Consider the following 21,159-nt stretch of genomic DNA (forward strand, 5'->3'; position numbering starts at 1 on the left):
TTTTTCATGTCTTAAAACCGTTGAGCCGCAAAGGATCAGATTTATAAAATCCATTCAAAGTGTAAAGAAAAAACCTGAAAAGGAAGTTAATCCTTTTCAGGTATATAAATGAATTTAATTATTTAAAAACGTTTCGTCAACAAGTTGCTTCACTTCTTCTGCTGTGTTTAATGTAAGTGCTTTTTCAGCAACTGCTTTTGTTTCTTCTTTTGTAAGGTTTACAATTTGACTGCGTGCTGGTAAGACCGATGTAGCACTCATTGAAAATTCATCTAATCCTAATCCAAGTAATAATGGAATAGCTACTTCATCTCCAGCCATCTCACCACACATGCCTGTCCACTTACCTTCAGCGTGTGAAGCGTCAATAACCATCTTAACAAGATTTAAAATCGCTGGGTTGTATGGTTGATACAAGTAAGATACTTGTTCATTCATACGGTCAGCGGCCATCGTATATTGAATTAAGTCATTTGTTCCAATACTGAAAAAGTCGACTTCTTTTGCAAACTGCTTTGCCATGACAGCAGTCGATGGAATTTCTACCATGATTCCTACTTCGATATCATCACTTACATTCACACCATCAGCAACTAGCCTTTCTTTTTCTTCCTCAAGGATAGCTTTTGCTTGGCGGAACTCATCAAGAGTCGCAATCATTGGAAACATGATCTTTAAGTTTCCGTAAGAGCTTGCACGAAGTAATGCACGTAGCTGTGTACGGAACATGTCGTCTTTTTCTAAACAAAGGCGGATTGCACGAAAACCTAAGAACGGGTTCATTTCTTCTGGTAAATCTAAATATGGAAGTTCTTTATCTCCACCGATATCTAACGTACGAATGACAACTGGCTTTCCGTCCATTTCTTCAATGACTTTTTTGTAAGCTTCATATTGTTCGTCTTCTGTAGGGAAGTCGTCGCGTCCCATATAAAGAAATTCTGTACGGTATAAACCGACACCTTCTGCACCATTGTTTTTCACACCCTCTAGGTCATTAGGTGTTCCAATGTTCGCAACGAGTTCAACGAGTTCGCCGTCTTTCGTTTTTGAAGGTTCATGAACAAGTTTTGCCCACTCTCTTTTTTGTTCTTCGTGTTTTTCTTGTTTAGCACGATATGATGCTATCTCTTCATCTGATGGATCAATAATCACTGAACCTTCTAGTCCATCGACAATGACTGTAACACCTTTATCAGCATCGCTTGTGACAGATTTCGTCCCTACAACAGCTGGAATTTCCATTGAACGTGCCATAATCGCAGAATGAGAAGTACGTCCTCCAATGTTTGTCACAAATCCTTGAACAAATTGTTTATTTAACTGTGCTGTATCTGATGGCGTTAAATCATCTGCAACAATGACTACTTCTTCATCAATTTCTACAAGGGATGGAATTGGTCTCCCTAACACGTGCGCTAACACTCTAGTGGATACGTCACGAATGTCAGCAGCACGTTCTTTCATATATTCGTTATCCATTGATTCAAACATCGTAACAAATTGATCAGAAATTTCTTTTAACGCAAATGAAGCATTCACATTTTCGTTCTTCACTTTATTTCTTACTGTATCAACAAATTCCGGATCACTTAATACGAGTAAATGAGCCGAAAAAATTTCAGCATGCTCATCGCCTAGATCTTGCTTCGTTTTTTCTTTGATTTTTTCCAGCTCGCCTTTTGACGTCTCTAACGCTTTATCAAAAGCGTCGATCTCTTGATCTATATCAACATCCGTCTTTTTTTCCACACTTAAGTCTGGTGCTTCTAAAGAGAATGCTTTTCCGATCGCAATTCCGGCTGATGCTGGAATTCCTGTTAATATGTTTGACATTATTCAGATAATCCTTCTTTCATAATTTCTTCTAGTCCTAGAAGTGCTTCTTCTTCGTCTGGACCTTCAGCTTTAATTGTTACGTCTGCTCCTTTACCAACACCTAATGACATAACACCCATGATCGATTTTAAGTTTACAGATTTCCCGTTGTAATCCAACGTAATTTCTGATTCGTATTGTCCTGCTTTGTTTACTAGTTGAGTTGCTGGTCTAGCGTGGATCCCTGTTTCTGCTGTAATTGTAAATGTTTTTTCTGCCATGTGAAAACACTCCTTCAAATTATTATCTCTTTGGTATGATGCGAGTGATCATTTTGAACACAATTGTACCTATTACGTCTATTTTATTAGTACCCAATTTCTTATCATTTCACGCAAAAACACGTGCATTATGATGATAAAAAAAACAAAAAAAGCATGAGTAAATGGGTATATGAACAGAGGTATACATCACCTATGTAACTATTCATACACACGAATTTACTCATGCCTGATCGTATCAGTAACACGTAAAATGTGTTTTAGTTTTTATTTAATCGGTGTAAAAAAAGCGTAATATACATTGTTTCTATTTGAGAAATCTGCTGTTGTGTCGCTTTTTCAATCATTCGCACCATGTTTCGAGCAACATTATAGCACAGTTCACTTTCATCCTTCAATACTTCTATCATCTTTTTTTCAAAAGGAAGTTCACTTTCAATACTACGGTCAATCAGTGCTTTTAAATGATGAATGAGGCGTTGAAAGTAGATGCTCTCTTTATTTAACGGGCTTTCAAGCTTTTCTTCAGCATAAGAAATAGTGCGAGCAATAAGGTCTGATTTTTTATTAAATGGTGAATAGGGTCTTTCCCCAATTGCACTTTGGACATGTAACGTAATAAAACCAACTTCTGCTTCTGGAAGCTTTACACCGGTCTTATCATAGATAAGTTCAACAACTTCTTTTGCAATGTTATAAGTGTCTAAATAGAGCCACTTCGTTTCTGTAAGAAATGGGTTTTGAATTTCTGTGCCATCTTTTGTCCGTTGTATCGCTAAAACGAGATGTTGCGTTAAGGCATAATGAATTCTTTCGTGGAGTTCTACGCCTGTCCATTCATGAATCTTTTCAATCGCTTCATGAATCATTAAAAGGATTTCTTCTTCTTCTTTTGAAAGAAGTTGTTTGTATTTTTTCTGCTCTTCTTCATCAGCAAGAATAAACACTTTATCAAAACCTGTTTCCTTTAATTCATCGCCCGTTTTCTTCCCAAAACCGATCCCTTTTCCTATTAAGATGACTTCATTATTTTTCGGTGTTTGTGCGATAACAACATTGTTATTCAGCACTTTTTGGACTTCATAAGGTATGGATGCACTCATCATTATTTTCCTTCCTTGCATAATCAGTCCTCTACATCATAGCTACTTCCTATTTCTTTCGTCAAGGTAAAGAGTATCAGAGTAACAAAACAGACATAAATTGAAGCCAAGGCCCCGAAACTAACCACCGTAAATCACCAATAATAACCAGGTTCCTGGCCCCTGGTATTTTATGGTATAACATCTGATTCATTTAGGTGATTTTTTATGTCGGTGTATATTTATTCTTCGGTGGGTGATTTATACTCACTTATACGCTTGTTTATTCACGGATTGAACCCTACGAGATTGAAGCAGGTTCAGCTGAAGCAGCTTAAATTTAGTAGGGTTCATTTCTTTACTATCTGTTAGTATTTTGAAAAAATTATGAGGTCATACAACAAAATAAACTCAACAAATAAAATTCATACCCTTGTTATTTAAATTCCATTCCTATTCGAATTGCATACCATTGCATATAATATAAAACGACCAACTCTTGTTCACCCTCATTGAAAGTATGTTTTAATGACAAACAAAACCGGCTTCAAAAATGAAGCCGGCCAACATCAGATTTGTAGTTCACCTAATCTAACCAATTCGATAACAGCCTGTGAGCGCCCCTTAACTCCAAGCTTTTGCATCGTATTGGAAATATGATTACGTACAGTTTTTTCACTGATGAACAGCTGTGCTGCAATTTCCTTTGTCGTCTTGTCCTGCACTAGTAACTCAAACACTTCCCGCTCTCGCTTAGTTAAAAGCGGCTTTGGTCTGAACTCGTGTTCTTTCAATAGTTTCACCCTTTCTTGCATGGGCTGCATCGTCCGATATGCCATTAGTTAATATTTAGTCATCATTATCTTATGTAGGTAATTGAAACCGTGTGACATTTTCGGACTAGACATTCGAGCATTTTCAAAAGAAAAAGAGTGATACATTCCAATTAGTTAACGACAAATCTGGTTAAATTGCGTAATCAATTGATAAAAATCTTATTAAACTTTGTATAACAAAAGCTATTAGAGCTGTCCATTGATCGAAAGTGATCTGCAACAAAATAAACGACAGGCACCAAGCTTACCATTTTTTGCCCTCCAGCATTAAACGTTTTGAATTATCTTATCGATTTCACTTGAATGAAAAGAAAATTGAGTAATGAAATAAATAACATACTAGAAAATTAAAACAAAAAAAAAGCACAGACATCACGTGCCTATGCTTTTCATTCTAGAACCCTTTTTGTAAATATCCTTTTGCGGAGTCTGTCCACGGTGAAGGCTTACCAGTTTCTCTTGAAACTTGAACAATTTTCCCTCTCCCCGTCATACATGGTTCTCCTTTTTCGTTAACAATTAAGTAATGTAAGTCAACCGATGAATTACCAATGTGTGCAACTTTTACACAAATATCGAGTTTTTCATCAAAATATACTTGCTTTAAGTAGTCACAATGTAAATCAGCTGTTACAGGGATCGTTTCCCCATCCTTTGAAAACCATTCTTGAACGAGTCCCGTATCTTTGAAAAAGTTAATACGGCCATGTTCAAAGTAGACAAAAGCGTTCGTATTATTTAAGTGACCGAATGCATCTGTTTCAGAAAAACGAACAGAAATTTGATAACGATAGCGGAAGTCTTCTTGCCAAGTTTCAAAGTCTTCGATATAAGATGGTAATGCCAAATCAATCCCCTCTTTCTTTTTGTTATTAAACTATGAATGAATGGTCATTCAATTACTATTTAAACGAAAAGGGGCGCTATGCCCCCTTTCAAAAATCTTTATACGTTTTGGTCACTACCGAAGAAGTCTTTAAACGATTGGAATGTAGTATCACGGTTAAGTGCGGCAATTGACGTTGTCAAAGGAATTCCTTTTGGACAAGCTTGTACACAGTTTTGCGAGTTACCACAGTTACTTAAACCGCCTTCTCCATCCATTAGTGTTTGCAGACGTTCTGCTTTATGCATCGCACCTGTTGGATGCTGGTTAAATAATCGTACTTGTGAAAGTGCTGCTGGCCCGATAAATTCAGATTTACTATTTACGTTTGGACAAGCTTCTAAACATACACCACATGTCATACATTTCGATAGTTCATAAGCCCATTGACGTTTCGCTTCTGGCATACGCGGACCAGGACCTAGATCATATGTTCCATCGATCGGTACCCAAGCTTTGACTCGCTTTAATGAGTCGAACATGCGACTTCTGTCAACAACTAAGTCACGAGTAACAGGGAATGTGCCCATTGGTTCTAAACGAATTGGTTGTTCAAGTTGGTCGATAAGAGCCGTACAAGACTGACGCGGCTTACCGTTAATCACCATCGAACAAGCACCACAAACTTCTTCAAGACAGCTCGCTTCCCAAGATACCGCAGTTGTTGCTTCCCCTTTAGCGTTTACTGGGTTACGACGAATTTCCATAAGTGCGGAAATCACGTTCATATTTTCTCGATACGGAATTTCAAATTCTTCCGTGTACGAAGAGCTTTCCATATCTTTTTGGCGTTTAATAATTAAGCGAATGGTTTTTTCACTCATTTCTTGTCACCCGCCTTTTTTTTCGAAGTGTAGTCACGTTTACGCGGCTCAATAAGAGACACGTCAACCTCTTCATATTCAAACTCCGGCGCGTTTGTTTCTTGATTAAACTTCGCCTTCGTTGTTTTTAGCCATTCTTCATCATTACGATCCGGGAATTCCGGCTTGTAATGAGCACCGCGGCTTTCGTTACGGTTGTATGCACCTTGAGTTATTACACGCGCAAGGTTTAACATACCGCCAAGCTGACGAATGAATGCTGCACTTTGGTTACTCCATTGTGCTGTATCATCAATGCTAATATTCTTAAATCGTTCTTGAAGTTCTTGAATTTTCTGATCAGTTTCTAATAGACGTTTGTTTTCACGCACTACAGTAACGTTATCAGTCATCAAGTTCCCTAGTTCCTGATGAATTTTGAAAGCATTTTCGCTTCCGTTCATGTTCAGGATCTCATCGAATTGTGCTTGATCTTTCTTCACTTGATTTTCATAAACTGACGAATCAATGTCTTCTGTTGTTTTCTCTAAACCTTGTAGATACTCAACAGCTTTTGGACCAGCAACCATTCCGCCATAAATAGAAGATAATAATGAGTTCGCACCAAGGCGGTTTGCTCCGTGAATAGAGTAATCTACTTCACCAGCTGCAAATAATCCTGGGATATTTGTCATTTGATCATAATCTACCCAAAGTCCACCCATTGAATAGTGTACTGCAGGGAAGATCTTCATTGGCACCTTACGAGGGTCATCTCCCATGAACTTCTCGTAAATTTCCATAATTCCACCAAGCTTAACGTCTAGCTCTTTTGGATCTTTATGTGATAGGTCGAGATAAACCATGTTTTCACCGTTAATACCGCGTTTTAAATCGACACATACGTGGAAGATTTCACGAGTTGCGATATCACGTGGGACAAGGTTTCCATAAGCAGGATATTTTTCCTCTAAGAAATACCAAGGCTTACCGTCTTCATCATATGTCCAAACTCTACCACCTTCACCACGAGCAGATTCACTCATTAAACGAAGCTTGTCATCTCCTGGAATCGCTGTCGGGTGAATTTGAATAAATTCTCCGTTTGCATAATATGCACCTTGCTCATAAACAGAAGCAGCAGCATAACCCGTGTTAATCATTGAGTTTGTTGACTTTCCAAAGATAATTCCAGGTCCGCCAGTTGCCATAATAACGGCATCACCTTTAAAAGAATGGATCTCAGATGTGCTAAGTTCTTGTGCAGTAATACCACGGCAAGTCCCTTCTTCATCCACAACTGCTTTTAAGAATTCCCATCCTTCGTATTTCTTAACGAGGCCATTTACTTCATGGCGACGAACTTGCTCATCTAAAGCATATAGAAGTTGCTGACCAGTCGTTGCACCAGCAAATGCTGTACGGTGATGTTGAGTACCACCAAAACGACGAAGTGCTAGTAAACCTTCTGCCGTACGGTTAAACATAACCCCCATACGGTCCATTAAATGAATAATTCCTGGCGCTGCATCACACATTGCTTTTACTGGAGGCTGGTTTGCTAAGAAGTCCCCACCGTAAACTGAATCATCAAAGTGCTCCCATGTTGAGTCACCTTCACCCATTGTATTTAGTGCTCCATTAATACCGCCTTGAGCACAAACGGAGTGGGATCGTTTAACAGGAACAACTGAAAATAAATCTACTTCAACGCCGGCTTCGGCTGCTTTAATTGTCGCCATAAGACCTGCGAGGCCACCACCGACAACGATGATTTTACCTTTGCTCATTCAAAACACTCCTTCTCTTGGACTACACAAATGCTAAGATAGATTGAATTCCTAACCACGTTAATGCGACGAAAATACCGATCGTAACATAAGTTGCAATTTGCTGTGATTTTGGAGTCACAGTAATTCCCCAAGTTACAGCAAAAGACCAAAGTCCGTTCGCAAAGTGGAAAGTTGCAGAAGCAATTCCAATAATATAAGCAATTAAAGCTACCGGGTTACTGACAATATCAGCCATCATCTGGTAGTTTACTTCTTGCCCAAGCATAGCAGCGATTCTTGTATCCCAGACGTGCCATGCGATAAAAATAATCGTAATAACTCCTGTTACACGTTGTAAGCGGAACATCCAGTTACGGAAATAGCTGTATGTATTCGTATTGTGTTTCGCTTGAAACGCAATGTATAAGCCATATACACCATGGAAAATAATAGGTAAAAAGATAAAGAAGATTTCCATAAAGTAGCGGAATGGAAGATTTTCCATAAAGTAAACGGCAGCGTTATACGCCTCCGGGCCGCGGATAGCATAACTGTTTACTAATAAGTGGACAATTAAGAAGGCGCCAACAGGAATAACGCCGAGCAATGAATGTAATCTTCGATAGAAAAACTCACGATTCGTGGACATGAAACTCTCCCCCTGTATAAATTTTTTTGCGAAAGTTTGTTGATATGATCACTTTACTTTCATACAACCTCCTTCTACGTCTTTTGCACCATGTCAACATTAGAAAACTTTTGATAGATTCACAAATTTGTACAAAATGTGACAATTACATTTTACTCCCACTCTCAACCCCCGTCAAGAAAGCGGATTCAATCCTAATTTTAACAGAAACACTATTGCAACAACATATGCCTTATGATTTTTTAAATTTCAATTTTTACAAAAATTCAAAATGTGTTCAAAAGTGTAAAATCTGCACACATACAACATGAGTATCAGACTTCCATCCGCATTAGAGAGAGTAAAAAAATAGACACTGTTTTTATTGTAACAGTGTCTTTATCATATCAAATTCTTGTGATTAATTGTTCGAAATTCGAAATGTCTTAATTTTCTCACAATAATAACATGCTCACAATTTAACCAATAATAATTCTTTCTGTTGGGTGCTTGTATGGTGTTTTCTTCTCTTTCGCACGGATCGAGAATAAAAAGGCAATCAGTCCAACTCGACCAATTAGCATAAGGACCATTAGTGTAACTTGGCTTGGCATCGATAAGTAAGGTGTAATACCCATTGATAATCCACATGTTCCAAAGGCTGAGCTCACTTCAAAAATAATTGCCATTAACGCAAACTCACTACTACCTTCAAAAGCACTGATTAAAATAATTGCTAAAAAGAGACCAACTAGAAACACAGATAGAACAATAAACGCTTTTTGTTTGTCTTCTTGGTGAATTTCACGCCCAAAAACTTTCACATCACTACGTCCCATCGCAAAGCTTCGAATCGTTAAAAACATGACTGCTAACGTTGTTGTTCGGATTCCTCCACCAACACTAGATGGAGAGGCCCCTATGATCATGAGTGCTGAAAGTAATAGTAAGCTTGCAAGTGTCAAATCTGACACATCCATTACCGCTAACCCACCGCTTCGTGCTGTCGCTGAATTAAATAATGAAAAAAATAATTGCTGGTGCCACGCAAGACCATCATAATATTCATTACGTTCTAATAACCATAATCCGACAACACCGATGGCAAAAACGATAAAATATGTACTGACCGCAATCTTTGTAAACAAACTAAATCGGAATTCCCCTTTTTTTGAACGGAAATATTCGATAATTTCCATGATGACAGGAAATCCGATTGCTCCGGCAAAAATTAATAGAATATTGACGAGCTGAACGAAATAATCATCAGCAAAAGGAATTAATGATTGCCCCGTAACATCAAATCCAGCGTTTGTAAAGGCTGATAAAGCCCCGAAAGCTCCTTGGTAATAAGCTTCCGCTACTGTATCAAAGTAATTTATGTAATAGGTCCCTAAGACGAGTGCACCTAATAATTCAATCGCTAAGGCAACGACCAATATTCCCTTCATAAGCTTTACAAGCCCTTGAAAAGCTATTTGGTTATGGTCAACCATAATAAGCATTCGTTGTGATAAGTTTATTTTTTTTCCAAAGATCAACCAAACAAATGTTCCAATCGTCATAACTCCAATTCCACCAAGTTGAATCGCCATTGCTAAAAAGAATACACCGATACCGCTATATGTTTCAGAAACATTCACTACCGTTAATCCTGTTACACTTACCGCACTGACAGCCGTAAAGAGTGCTTCACTATAACTAACCGTCACACCAGGTTGAGATGAAACCGGTAAAAACAGAAGGATGCTAAATAAAAACATTGCAACAATATATGAAATAACAATGATTCGAAAAGGAGTTAAAAACTTCGTCATCCCTAAATTCATTGTACATGACCTCCAAATTAAATACGGGCTTTAGTATACCATTATTACAAATGTGTTACCATCAAGTTATTAAATCTTTTCATGATTTTTCATCTTCGTTTTATGAGTTATATGGTAAGATAAAAGTGAAATACGCATCATGAATTGTGAGTGGAGGAAGGATCATCCATGAAAAAAAACGACCTCTTAGAGCAAGAAGAGAAAGAGACAACAGTAAGTTCCACATTCAGTTATGACCTGTTACGAAATGTACTTCTACCAGAGCTATTAGGTGAAGACGAAGAAATGATTTTATATTGGGGAGGAAAATCTATCGCTAGAAGGATAGATTCAGAAAATCTTCAAGACTTAGAAGCATTTTTCAAACATGCAGGTTGGGGTTCTCTTTCATTATTGAAAGAAAAGAAATCAGAACGGTTATATGAGCTTGTCTCTCCTATAACAACACAGGATAGACCGATTTCATTAGAATGTGGCTTTTTAGCTCAAGCCATCGAACAACAATATGGTTTTATTACTGACGCTTCATATGAAATAAAAAAGAAAAAGCCTTATACATGCAGAATCACTGTCAAATGGGATAGTGGTGATCCAGTAAAATAACTTTCAACATTTGCCTCAAAAGTACTTACTGTGCTTTTGAGTTTTTTATGATTATACCAGCTGAACAAAGACTCTTGAAACCCCATCGCCTGTTTATATTAGTGGTTGTAGAATGAGACAAAATTTAAGTTCAATAAGAAGAGGCTGCTCAATAACAGCCTCTTTGTAAATTTAGTTACGATCATTTTCATTGGAATGGTTATTCGCTCTTTGCTTATTTCCTTTTGCATACTTTCCTTGACGTCCATATTCTTTGTTCGTTTCCCTCTTACGTTCGTGACCTTGTTTACCCATTAATATCACCTCCAACGTAATATTAGTTAAGGTAATACCCGTCCTCTAAATTTTTAATCATCGCCGAATAACTAATAAATTGCTAGTATGATAGGTAAGAGTTCATAGAGTATGATGAAACACTAATCTTCTTAATAAATTTTTTAGTTGCTCAAGTGTTTTATTATTGATGGCGTTTGTTTTATAATCCGTCTCTAAACTCTTCGCCTGTTTTTCCTTTCTCGTAGCTAGCTTTACGAATTCATTGAATGAAACGTCCCCTCTTTTAATTGCCAACATAAACTCCCGCTCTTCTCCTTCATACCAAATACATCTCCCGTAATTGTGAAACTGCTGTTCATGGAACTTCACAAGAAATGAGATGAAATGATAGGCGAGCATTGCTTTTTTCGTATGATAACCGTTTGTTTCAATCAATGCTTTGGTTTTTTCTGATGTTGGTTTATGTAACGTTTTCATGTTTTGGGTGAACATTCCTATTGATGATGAATAAAGATTAGGGAGGTTCATTCTAGATATAGAGTCTCGCAAGGCAATCAATTGTTTTGCCTCTGAAAACCCAAAAGTTTTTATGTTAATAGAAAACAACAAGTCCAAATAAGACATGTTTGACTGATAGAATAACTTCTCTAACCGTCTAACATCTTGCACATCAACATCTTCATGATCATTTGCCTCAAACTTTTTAAACACTTTACTACTATATAAGTCTTCTTTTGTTGGCAATACAAAATACTTATAATCAACATCAGAGTCCTGATCATTCAAATTTCGATTATGACTACCAGCAGTAAATTGAAATACCACCCGTCTTCCAAACATCTCCACACCAACGACACTCCTTTATACCACTTTTCATTGCTCTTCGATTAATCGCTGTTGACTATTTTTATAACAATGACTCGTTACCATCACTCAATTATGGGGGAGTCCGGAGTGAGTGGTTGATTATCGACATTGCCATCTCGAACCGCACTTCTATTTCTCCTACTTATAATTTAAGTGAAAAATGCCCCGCTCGTTTCTTCGTTAATGATTATTCCCTTTGGGTCTCACCTTTAAAATGAATGGTTGCGATTCATTCTTCTATTTTATAAAGATCGTACAACACTTCCACTTGGTCTGTTTATGTACCGATTCTTCCATTTGATTCTATTTATAAATTGAATCTACCTATAAAGTAAGGCTACCGATTAAGAAGTACTACGACTGTGATGTTCATTTTAGCAAACAATGATTAAAAACTTTTTCCGAAAACTCGGTTACTGTTTCGGCTGAATAGTAGATGTAAAAACCAACAATGTAGAGGAAGATCGATTCTAAACACCCTCTAATAGCGGCATGCAGAAAACGCCAGGTACTTTCTCTAAAAAGATACCTGGCACATTAAAAGAATTTCATCTACATAAAGATCCTAAACAAGGCAAATGTTATTGAGGCTGTACTGATTACAATTGCAATCATCCATTTGACCATTTTCACTTGAACTTTATTGATGGTACTCTCGATTTTATTTTCCGTTTTTTGATTTAAGATATTGGCTTCGCTTTCATTTATCACTCTTTTATCGGCAAGAGTTTTATCAATTAAGACTCGGACTGCATCCTCATCTGTCTTAGTTTTTAAACCTTCTTTTATATCATCTAGATCACTTTCGATTGTTGATACCTTTTCCTCTATAAGCTTCATGTGATTTTCCATTTCTTTATTTTCCATACCCATCACTCTTTTACATCATTTTTTATCATTGTATTCGTGACTTTATGGAAAAGTAACCTTTAACAGGACCACACTTCACACATGATTAAATATCCACTTTTATCTAATTAACAGTTCTCATTTTATGCAATTAACAACGACCTGCCATCCGTTCTTCACTCTTCCTCTTTATAGAAGGTAAAGGTGCTTGAAGGACCTTTACCAGGGTTAATATGATAATCAGCGTCCCAATCAACTCTAGAGATTTTTGGCACTTCAAAAATTTCAGCGCTTTTAATACGTAGTAATTGATCAACCACCGCTTTTTCTCCACCAAACAAGTTGCAATCGAGATCACTATCGGTATTTACGATCCAGCTTTTATCTTCGGACCACCAGTATGTTGGTGAGCCGTGAATATCATTTAGTAGGAGAACGTCTTCTATATTTCCATAGTATAGGTGTTCAAATTCACCCTTTAAATCCATATGAGAGCTGATGATATCATAATAAAAATAACATTTTCCTAATGTTTTGGGCTTTAGGACCTCAACAAACTGCTTTAAAACACTAGGTTCAAACGTCCCTTCAGAGCTAATCATACACCTTGGCATTGAACCGCCTAAATGACGATAAAACGTATAGATATTTATATCTTTCGTGTAAATAAGTCCATACCTTTTCGCAAAATCTTGATACGTCATCTGGATGAGGTTATGATCATTAAATTCTTCTTCTCTTGCTTCTTCCCACGTAAGGTTATCATCTTTAACACTTTTATCTAAGTAGATCGGCTCTAAAACTTTTATATAGCTTTCATAACGAGGAGGTATCAAACAAGAGATTTTCGCTCCTTCATCTGTACCTAACTCCTCTTTTTCTTTATAAATCCAATCAATCTCACGCACACTACGGAGCTTTTCCACGTATAGTCCCCCTTAATGAAACACTCAATGGTTCTCAAAAAGATTAAACCTTAAAACTGCATACTGTTTCCTCATTACTTCCATATCCCCCTAGGGTCAGCTGCATGTTCTGCTTCTTCAAAAATATACTCACGATTTAATCGACAGTTATTACAAACCATATTTGAATTTTCATTGATGGTTTCACACACACAGAGCCATGTCTTCACTTGTTGCTCAGGTAAACAAGAAACTTGATGCTGACCAAGTCTATCACGTAATATTTCAAGCTCTTTCACCCGTAATTGCTGTTGATGTTTGGCTAATCCTTCAACTTTTTCATCAAACTCTTCTCTTGACATTAATCCTTTATTAAGTAAATGACGGAGCATCTGTTCATTTTGTTTATTCTTATATTCTCGTATTTTCACATTGGCTTCGTCTTCAGACAGAACCCCTTTTGCGTACAATGCTTTCAATTGATTGATCGTATCGTCTTCTGGGCCCTCCTGGAGTTTCTTAACCTGCGTTCGTAAACGGTAAACTAGTATAAGGATCATGGTAATTAATATTGGAGAAAGAAATGTGATTAGACCATATAACGTACTCATAGATAACCTCCTATATTTTCCATCTACTTATCATTTTAACATAGGTATTTATTGACTATTGAATCAATTTCATAATTACGTTTTTACTCTATGAAACGAAGATATGATAAATTTTTCATTAAATGTCCGTTTTATTTGAAAGTGAACGTAACAAAAGACGGCGACTCCCATAGGATCAGCGACGAGCAATACTTCTTCGAACTGCTTCGAGCTGCGACGAGTAACCGCAGGAGCACTGTTTATCTGTGACGAGTAATCGCAGGAACACTGTTTATCTGCGACGAGTAACCGCAGGAGCAACGAGCTGAAGATCCACTTAGGCGAAGAGTTGTCGAGCCTAAGTTAGCTGAAGACAAGCCCTCGGGAAAGCGTCCGTCTGAAGTGACGTTCACGCTCATCGTTCGGTATTTCGCACCTTATATTGAGTTATAAAATTGATTCACTATTATGAAAAATTTGTCAATAACGTCAATAAAAAAGACCGCTCATATGGCTTTGTTCACTGCCAATGAGACGGTCTTTTCAATATATTTGCTTATTAAACCGTTACTTTCGGTTTTTCACTTGCATCAAGTTCGAATGTCGAATGCAGTACATCAATTGCAGTAGCCATTTTCGCTTCTGGAACCACAACAGATACTTTAATTTCAGACGTACTAACCATTTTCACCTCGATCTCATGATCAGAAAGTGCCTGGAACATGTTTGCTGCAACCCCTGGATTCGAGACCATTCCTGAACCGACGATGGATACTTTTGCTAATGAGTCTTCATGGCGAATCCCTTGATAGCCAAGTTGTTCATGGTTATTTTCTAACAATTTAAGTGCTTCTGGTAATTCTTGTGTGTGTAATGAAAAAGAGACGTTCATTTCATTTTCACCAGTCATTTGTTGAATAATAATGTCTACGTCAATTCCAGATTCAGCTAGTAATGAGAAGACATCACTCATTGCGTGAAAACGATTTGGTAATCTTTCAATCGTAATTTTCGTAACTGCCCCTTCAAATGCTAAACCTCGTACGATTAAATTTTGTTCCATTGATACATCCTCCTCAACAATTGTACCTTCAACATCTTCCATACTTGAACGAACGATTAATGGAAGGCTATAATTTTTCGCAAACTCTACTGCTCTCGGATGCAATACACCTGCTCCGAGGTTTGCTAGCTCCAACATTTCATCATAAGAAATACTTTGCAATTGACGTGCATGTTTGGCTACTCGCGGGTCACATGTGTAAACTCCTGTCACATCTGTAAATATCGAGCAAGACTCCGCTTTTAAAGCTGCAGCAATTGCAACTGCCGTTGTGTCTGAACCACCACGTCCGAGTGTTGTGATTTCACCACTTTCTGACATGCCTTGGAAGCCGGCAACAATCACCACTTTACCTTCACCTAAGTATGTTTCAAGTCTTTCTGTATCAATATCTGTTATACGTGCATTTTGGTGCACAGGCTCGGTTTTTATACCTGCTTGCCATCCAGTTAATGATACTGCATCAATGCCCATTTCTTTTAGTGCCATCACCATTAACGAGATTGTTACTTGTTCACCTGTACTTAAGAGCATATCCATTTCTCTACGGTCAGGTGAGTCACTAATTTCATTTGCTAGTTGGACGAGTGTATCTGTTGATTTCCCCATCGCTGATACAACTGTAACAACGCGATTTCCTGCTTCGTGCTCACGTTTTACTCGTTCAGCTGCTCGTTTAATTTTCGTCACATCTCCAACAGATGTTCCGCCGAATTTTTGTACAATTGTTGCCAACGTCAATTCCTCCTCTTTTTTGTAAGGCTATGTTAAAGTCGTTTTTTATTTTGTACTTCGTTCTCGGTGGAGTAGCCACCTTTGCTCTTCACAAAGTCAAACATCGTTTAATCATACGATTTAACATTAACAAGCCTACTGTACATTCATTTGTGAGAAAAAGACCATCCGCACTTTTGCCTAACCCTGACACTTTGACGATGTTTACCGACAAAGTTTCTTGAGTAAGACAATAAAAAACGGCAGTAGGAAGGTTCCCACTGCCGAATACGACTTTTATCATTCTATCTTTCATCGAAAAGTCGCTCCGTGAGATAGTCCTCCATACAGGTTTATTACTGTATGACAGCCCTGTATTTATTCAATACAGATCCAAAAGATTACGGTTGAGAAGTAACCTTTTTCGGCGAAGTCCCCTTTCCTTTATGATCTGTGAACCTCAACATTCTCACATAAAGTACTGATGACCTTCGCACCTCTACCACCACTTCAAGAGCTGAAGTATGGAATTCAATTTTCAAACTTGATTAGTAGTGTAACAGAATAAATTTTGTAGAGCAATCATCATTTATTGGAAAAAATGTCCGTTTAGTTATACCTACGTCATCTTCACCAAGTTAGCTTATACATTGTCATTTTTATCTGCATTTATCTATTTCTTCCTACTAATATATACATTGCTATTGATGGAAATCGATCAAGATTGCTTCACTTATGATTCATTCTCTTCTTGAATTTTCTTCAACAAGGCTTCAGCCGCAGGCTTTGGTATACCTGCTTCTCTTATTTCATTATAGGTTGCTTCTTTCAACCTTTTTAATGAACCAAATTGCTTGAGGAGACTGCGCTTACGTTTTTCCCCGATACCATCAACTTCATCTAGAATTGTACTAAACATCGTTTTCTTTCGGACATTACGGTGGAACGTAATTGCAAAACGATGTACTTCATCTTGGATACGTTGTAATAAATAAAAACCTTGACTCGTTTTTTTCAATTGGACAGGTTCTGCTGGATCACCGATCATCAACTGTGACGTTCGGTGTTTATCATCCTTCACAAGTCCACAAACTGGTATTGCTAATCCTAATTCATCTTCTAGAACACTTTGAGCAGCCGAGATTTGTCCTTTACCTCCGTCAATGACGACAAGGTCAGGTAGTGGTTGTTCTTCTTTTAATAGTCGTGCATACCGTCTGCGAACAACTTCTCTCATCGACTCATAATCATCTGGTCCTTCGACTGTTTTCACTTTATATTTTCGGTAGTTTTTCTTATCTGGTTTCCCATCAATAAAAGAAACCATCGCTGAAACTGGGTCGACACCTTGAATATTGGAATTATCAAATGCTTCGATTCTATGGGGGGTGTCAATATTTAATGCTTTACCAAGGTCCTCAACAGCAATCACTGTTTTTTGTTCATCTCGTTCAATAAGATCGAATTTTTCTTTTAGTGCAATTTTTGCATTTTTGTTCGCCAGCTCTACAAGCTCTTTCTTTTGACCTCGTATTGGTTTGTAGGTTTTGACCTTTAAAAACTCCGCTACAATTTTCTCATCGATTTCTTTAGGGACAAAGATTTCTTTCGGCTTTTTATGCTGATCATCAAGGTAAAATTGACCGATAAATGTATAAAAGTCGTCCTCAGGTTCCTGATACATTGGAAATAATGAAACATCCCGCTCAATGAGTTTTCCTTGGCGAACGAAAAACACTTGAATACACATCCACCCTTTATCGTAATAAAAACCGAACACATCACGATCAATTTCATCAGTGATCGTCATTTTTTGTTTTTCCATAACAGCTTCAATGTGTTGGACTTGATCTCGAAGCTCTTTTGCTCGTTCAAAATTAAGGTCTTCAGAAGCTTGGAGCATTTTTTCAGTCAATTCTTGCTTAATTTCTTTATGACCTCCTCCAAGGAAACGAGTAATTTCTTGGACGAGTTCTTTATTTTTTTCTTCAGTCACTTCAAACTCACAAGGAGCCAAGCATTGTCCGATATGATAGTACAAGCAAACACGATCTGGTAATGTGCGACATTTTCTTAATGGGTAAAGTCGGTCGAGGAGCTTTTTCGTTTCATTTGCTGCACCTGCATTCGGGTATGGTCCAAAGTACTTTCCGCCATCCTTTTTAATATTACGTGTCGTAATAAGGCGTGGGTGTTCTTCTTTCGTAATTTTTAAATACGGATAACTTTTATCATCTTTAAGCATGACATTGTAGCGAGGCTCATATTTTTTTATTAAATTTTGTTCAAGTACAAGAGCTTCAAGGTCAGACGAAGTGACAATGTATTCAAAATCTCGAATTTCACTGACGAGCCGTTGCGTCTTTTTATCATGGGAACCAGAAAAGTAAGAGCGAACACGGTTTCGAAGCAGCTTAGCCTTACCGACATATATGATTGTTCCATGTTTATTTTTCATTAAATAGCAGCCAGGCTGTGCTGGTACTAGAGATATCTTTTCTTTAAGATCCGACATGTCAATGTCGCCCCTTTACTATCATCATTTGCTTTTACTATAGCATATCGTACGATCTTTCACATTAGAGGGGATACAACTGGAACAATCTTCTCAATAAAATGTTCCATTTAAAAAGACTGTCCCACAATTTGTGAGGCAGCCTTTAAAATGTTTTATTCATTCCTATAAAACACAGGAAATGAAAATCTTATAGATGTTTGTTTAGCAATTCAGCTAATGCTTCTTTTGGTTGGAATCCAACAACTTGCTCAACTACTTCTCCATCTTTGAAAACAAGTAGTGTTGGGATACTCATAACCCCAAATTTGCTTGCTGTTTCTTGGTTTTCATCTACATCTAACTTTACGATTTTTACTTTATCGCCCATTTCACTATCTAGTTCTTCAAGAACTGGAGCGATCATTTTACAAGGACCACACCATGGTGCCCAGAAGTCTGCGAGAACGACGCCTTGCCCTGTTTCTGTTGCAAAGTTTTGATCAGTTGCGTTTACGATTGCCATTATAAAATTCCTCCTTGTGATTTCGCACTAATATACCCTTATAGGTATTATACAACGATTTGCTACAAAATGTGAAGAGTTTTTGCTCACAATTATTTTTCCTAAAAATCACGAGTATAAACCTCTCCTTATTATCTTATCTAAGTTCTGTCTTACACGCAAAAATATTGCTTACTTAAGTATATTTTTCTTTATAGAACCGAGCCTCCATAAAAAAACTGCATTTGTGAGAAATCCTTAAACACTTGTCATATAATGCTTTGTTTATGGTTTTTCATAAAGACATTAAAAAGTATTTCATTATTAACTTGATTATTGATATAGTGTTTTCTTTTGTATTAACAAGGATTTATGAAAAACTTAACTTATTTAAATTAAGAAGGTTTAAACGGTATCATATCTTTCTGACATTCATCTCCTTTTCATTCGTCATTATTGGGTATGAAACATCGTTAAGAAAAGTAAATAAATAAGCAAAGTGCCAGACACCTCAAAAGTGGTGTCTGGCACTTATTAGCCATTCTGACCAATATTTATACTAATACTTTTTTAAATTCTTCTGTTAGCTTAGGTACAACATCGAATAGGTCACCAACGATACCATAATCAGCAATGTTAAAGATTTCTGCTTCTGGATCTTTGTTAATAGCTACGATTACTTTAGAATTCGACATTCCTGCTACGTGCTGGATCGCGCCACTGATTCCAACTGCAATGTAAAGGTCCGGCGTAACAACTTTACCAGTTTGACCGATTTGGAGTGCATAATCACAATATTCCGCATCACATGCTCCTCGAGAAGCTCCAACTGCTGCACCTAGTACTTCTGCTAGCTCATCAAGAATACCAAAGTTTTCGGAACTCTTTATACCACGACCACCAGCGACGATAACTGATGCTTCTGATAAGTCCACACCAGAAGTTGTATTTTTCACAACTTCTTTAATAATTGTTTGTAAATCAGCAATATCTACATCGACACTTTCGACGTTTCCAGTTTTAGATTCATCTTTGTCTAATGCTGCAATATTGTTTGGACGGATTGTAGCAAAGACTAACCCTTCTTTAACCACTTTCTTCTCAAACGCTTTACCTGAATAGATTGGTCGAGTGAAAATCACTTCATCGCCTGCTGTCTCCACAGTTACTGCATCTGAGACAAGTCCTGAGTCAAGTCTTGCCGCAAGTTTCGGAGATACATCTCGACCAATTGAAGTGTGTCCAAGAATGATCCCGTCTGGACTTTCTTGGTCAACAACTGCTTTTAGTGCTTGAGTATAACCTTCTGGTGTATAATTTGTTAATTTATCGTTCTCAACGGTTAATACGCGATCAGCTCCGTAATAGAAAATCTCATTTGCTAAACCGCTTACATTTTTACCTAATACAACACCTACAACTTCTCCACCATCAGAGATTTCTTTTGCAGCTGCTATCGATTCAAAGGTCACGTTACGGAATTCACCGTCACGAATTTCCCCAATTACTAACATTTTCTTAGCCATATGGATCAACCCCTCCTGTTATATCACTTTCGCCTCATTTTTTAATAAAGAAACTAATTCTTGGACTTGATCGTCCAATTCACCTTCTAAAATCTTTCCTGCTTGCTTTTCAGGTGGTAAGAAACGTTCGACAGTCGTTGTTTTTCCTTCAACATCGTCTTCATCAAGATCTAAATCATCGATATCTAACGTTTCTAACGGTTTCTTTTTCGCTTTCATAATTCCTGGTAAAGAAGGATAACGAGGCTCGTTTAATCCTTGTTGTGCAGTAACAAGAACAGGAAGACTTACTTCAACAATTTCCTGGTCTCCTTCTACGTCACGCTCAATCGTTGCTTTTCCATCTGCAACGTCGATATTTACGATCGATGTAACGTGGTTGATTCCTAACTTTTCAGCAAGGCGCGGTCCAATTTGCCCAGATGCATTGTCAACAGCAACATTTCCGCCTAAAATAACGTCCACTTCTTTATCCTCAAAGTAAGCAGCTAAAATTGCTTGTGTTGAATATTGATCACCAGCTTCAACATCTTCATCATCAATTAGAACGGCTTTGTCTGCTCCCATTGCCAAGCCAGTGCGAAGTTGCTTTTCAGTTTCTTCATCTCCGACAGTGACGATCGTTACTTCACCACCATGTTCATCTCGAAGCTGAATTGCTTCTTCTATGGCATATTCGTCGTATGGGTTAATAATAAATTCAGCTCCATCATCAACGATTTGGCCATTTTCGATTTGGATTTTCTCTTCTGTGTCAAATGTGCGTTTCATAATGACATAAATGTTCATTTGTGTCCCTCCCATAAAAAATCTAATTAATTGAAACTTTTAT

21 protein-coding genes and 1 riboswitch are annotated in these 21,159 nt (G+C 37.5%); of the genes, 1 reads left to right on the plus strand and 20 read right to left on the minus strand.

The features are described from left to right. Nucleotides 1–114: 114 nt before the first annotated feature. From ptsP to LGQ02_RS15205, 9 genes are all read right to left on the minus strand, one after another. On the minus strand, nt 115–1,836 hold the full coding sequence (ptsP, locus tag LGQ02_RS15165) for a phosphoenolpyruvate--protein phosphotransferase (RefSeq protein WP_226515185.1): 1,722 nt from the start codon (nt 1,834–1,836) through the stop codon (nt 115–117). After that, nucleotides 1,836–2,099 carry a phosphocarrier protein HPr gene (locus LGQ02_RS15170; RefSeq protein ID WP_226515186.1) on the minus strand — a complete coding sequence of 88 codons (264 nt, stop codon included), beginning with the start codon at nt 2,097–2,099 and terminating at the stop codon, nt 1,836–1,838. Before LGQ02_RS15170 ends, ptsP begins: the two co-directional genes overlap by 1 nt. Before the next feature lie 260 nt (nt 2,100–2,359). Continuing rightward, nucleotides 2,360–3,205 (minus strand): PRD domain-containing protein, encoded by an 846-nt coding sequence (locus tag LGQ02_RS15175; protein WP_226515187.1) that lies wholly within the window; start codon nt 3,203–3,205, stop codon nt 2,360–2,362. A 545-nt stretch (nt 3,206–3,750) separates the two neighbouring features. Continuing rightward, nucleotides 3,751–3,975 carry a helix-turn-helix domain-containing protein gene (locus LGQ02_RS15180; RefSeq protein WP_226515188.1) on the minus strand — a complete coding sequence of 75 codons (225 nt, stop codon included), beginning with the start codon at nt 3,973–3,975 and terminating at the stop codon, nt 3,751–3,753. 436 nt (nt 3,976–4,411) lie between these two features. Then, nucleotides 4,412–4,864 carry an acyl-CoA thioesterase gene (locus tag LGQ02_RS15185; protein WP_226515189.1) on the minus strand — a complete coding sequence of 151 codons (453 nt, stop codon included), beginning with the start codon at nt 4,862–4,864 and terminating at the stop codon, nt 4,412–4,414. Nucleotides 4,865–4,962: 98 nt separating this feature from the next. Further along, the gene (gene sdhB, locus LGQ02_RS15190) at nt 4,963–5,727 is read right to left on the minus strand and encodes a succinate dehydrogenase iron-sulfur subunit (RefSeq protein WP_226515190.1); all 765 of its coding nucleotides are present in this window, start codon (nt 5,725–5,727) and stop codon (nt 4,963–4,965) included. Next, nucleotides 5,724–7,496, minus strand: coding sequence for a succinate dehydrogenase flavoprotein subunit (gene sdhA / locus LGQ02_RS15195; protein WP_226515191.1), 1,773 nt, complete (start codon nt 7,494–7,496; stop codon nt 5,724–5,726). Before sdhA ends, sdhB begins: the two co-directional genes overlap by 4 nt. Before the next feature lie 22 nt (nt 7,497–7,518). Beyond that, the gene (locus LGQ02_RS15200) at nt 7,519–8,127 is read right to left on the minus strand and encodes a succinate dehydrogenase cytochrome b558 subunit (RefSeq protein WP_226515192.1); all 609 of its coding nucleotides are present in this window, start codon (nt 8,125–8,127) and stop codon (nt 7,519–7,521) included. A 458-nt stretch (nt 8,128–8,585) separates the two neighbouring features. Continuing rightward, nucleotides 8,586–9,935 (minus strand): TrkH family potassium uptake protein, encoded by a 1,350-nt coding sequence (locus LGQ02_RS15205; RefSeq protein ID WP_226515193.1) that lies wholly within the window; start codon nt 9,933–9,935, stop codon nt 8,586–8,588. A 168-nt stretch (nt 9,936–10,103) separates the two neighbouring features. Here LGQ02_RS15205 and LGQ02_RS15210 point away from each other — a divergent pair, with 168 nt between their 5' ends. Beyond that, entirely contained in the window at nt 10,104–10,538 is a 435-nt protein-coding gene (locus LGQ02_RS15210; protein WP_226515194.1) for a YslB family protein, read from the plus strand. A 171-nt stretch (nt 10,539–10,709) separates the two neighbouring features. Here LGQ02_RS15210 and LGQ02_RS21350 read toward each other — a convergent pair whose 3' ends face one another. The 11 genes from LGQ02_RS21350 to LGQ02_RS15260 all read right to left on the minus strand — a co-directional run bounded on the left by LGQ02_RS21350 (nt 10,710) and on the right by LGQ02_RS15260 (nt 21,116). Continuing rightward, complete coding sequence (locus LGQ02_RS21350) at nt 10,710–10,832, minus strand: hypothetical protein (RefSeq protein ID WP_264183987.1); 123 nt, start codon at nt 10,830–10,832, stop codon at nt 10,710–10,712. A 102-nt stretch (nt 10,833–10,934) separates the two neighbouring features. Further along, on the minus strand, nt 10,935–11,660 hold the full coding sequence (locus tag LGQ02_RS15215) for a hypothetical protein (protein ID WP_404802363.1): 726 nt from the start codon (nt 11,658–11,660) through the stop codon (nt 10,935–10,937). 573 nt (nt 11,661–12,233) lie between these two features. Continuing rightward, nucleotides 12,234–12,548: a hypothetical protein gene (locus tag LGQ02_RS15220; RefSeq protein ID WP_226515195.1), complete on the minus strand. Its 315-nt coding sequence runs from the start codon at nt 12,546–12,548 to the stop codon at nt 12,234–12,236. 158 nt (nt 12,549–12,706) lie between these two features. Beyond that, nucleotides 12,707–13,456, minus strand: coding sequence for a hypothetical protein (locus LGQ02_RS15225; RefSeq protein WP_226515196.1), 750 nt, complete (start codon nt 13,454–13,456; stop codon nt 12,707–12,709). A gap of 74 nt (nt 13,457–13,530) precedes the next feature. Continuing rightward, on the minus strand, nt 13,531–14,046 hold the full coding sequence (locus tag LGQ02_RS15230; protein WP_226515197.1) for an SHOCT domain-containing protein: 516 nt from the start codon (nt 14,044–14,046) through the stop codon (nt 13,531–13,533). A gap of 538 nt (nt 14,047–14,584) precedes the next feature. After that, a complete protein-coding gene (locus LGQ02_RS15235; RefSeq protein WP_226515198.1) occupies nt 14,585–15,823 on the minus strand; it encodes an aspartate kinase in 1,239 nt (412 codons plus the stop codon). A gap of 88 nt (nt 15,824–15,911) precedes the next feature. Then, nucleotides 15,912–16,118: a hypothetical protein gene (locus LGQ02_RS15240; protein ID WP_226515199.1), complete on the minus strand. Its 207-nt coding sequence runs from the start codon at nt 16,116–16,118 to the stop codon at nt 15,912–15,914. A 12-nt stretch (nt 16,119–16,130) separates the two neighbouring features. Then, nucleotides 16,131–16,312: riboswitch (Lysine riboswitch) on the minus strand. A 223-nt stretch (nt 16,313–16,535) separates the two neighbouring features. Continuing rightward, a complete protein-coding gene (uvrC, locus tag LGQ02_RS15245) occupies nt 16,536–18,317 on the minus strand; it encodes an excinuclease ABC subunit UvrC (RefSeq protein ID WP_226515200.1) in 1,782 nt (593 codons plus the stop codon). 190 nt (nt 18,318–18,507) lie between these two features. Next, nucleotides 18,508–18,822: a thioredoxin gene (gene trxA / locus LGQ02_RS15250; protein WP_226515201.1), complete on the minus strand. Its 315-nt coding sequence runs from the start codon at nt 18,820–18,822 to the stop codon at nt 18,508–18,510. A gap of 533 nt (nt 18,823–19,355) precedes the next feature. Then, nucleotides 19,356–20,327: an electron transfer flavoprotein subunit alpha/FixB family protein gene (locus tag LGQ02_RS15255; RefSeq protein WP_226515202.1), complete on the minus strand. Its 972-nt coding sequence runs from the start codon at nt 20,325–20,327 to the stop codon at nt 19,356–19,358. An 18-nt stretch (nt 20,328–20,345) separates the two neighbouring features. Then, nucleotides 20,346–21,116, minus strand: a complete 771-nt coding sequence (locus LGQ02_RS15260) for an electron transfer flavoprotein subunit beta/FixA family protein (RefSeq protein ID WP_226515203.1) — start codon at nt 21,114–21,116, stop codon at nt 20,346–20,348. Nucleotides 21,117–21,159: the final 43 nt, after the last annotated feature.

Source organism: Bacillus shivajii, from assembly GCF_020519665.1.
GTDB lineage: Bacteria > Bacillota > Bacilli > Bacillales > Salisediminibacteriaceae > Bacillus_CA > Bacillus_CA shivajii.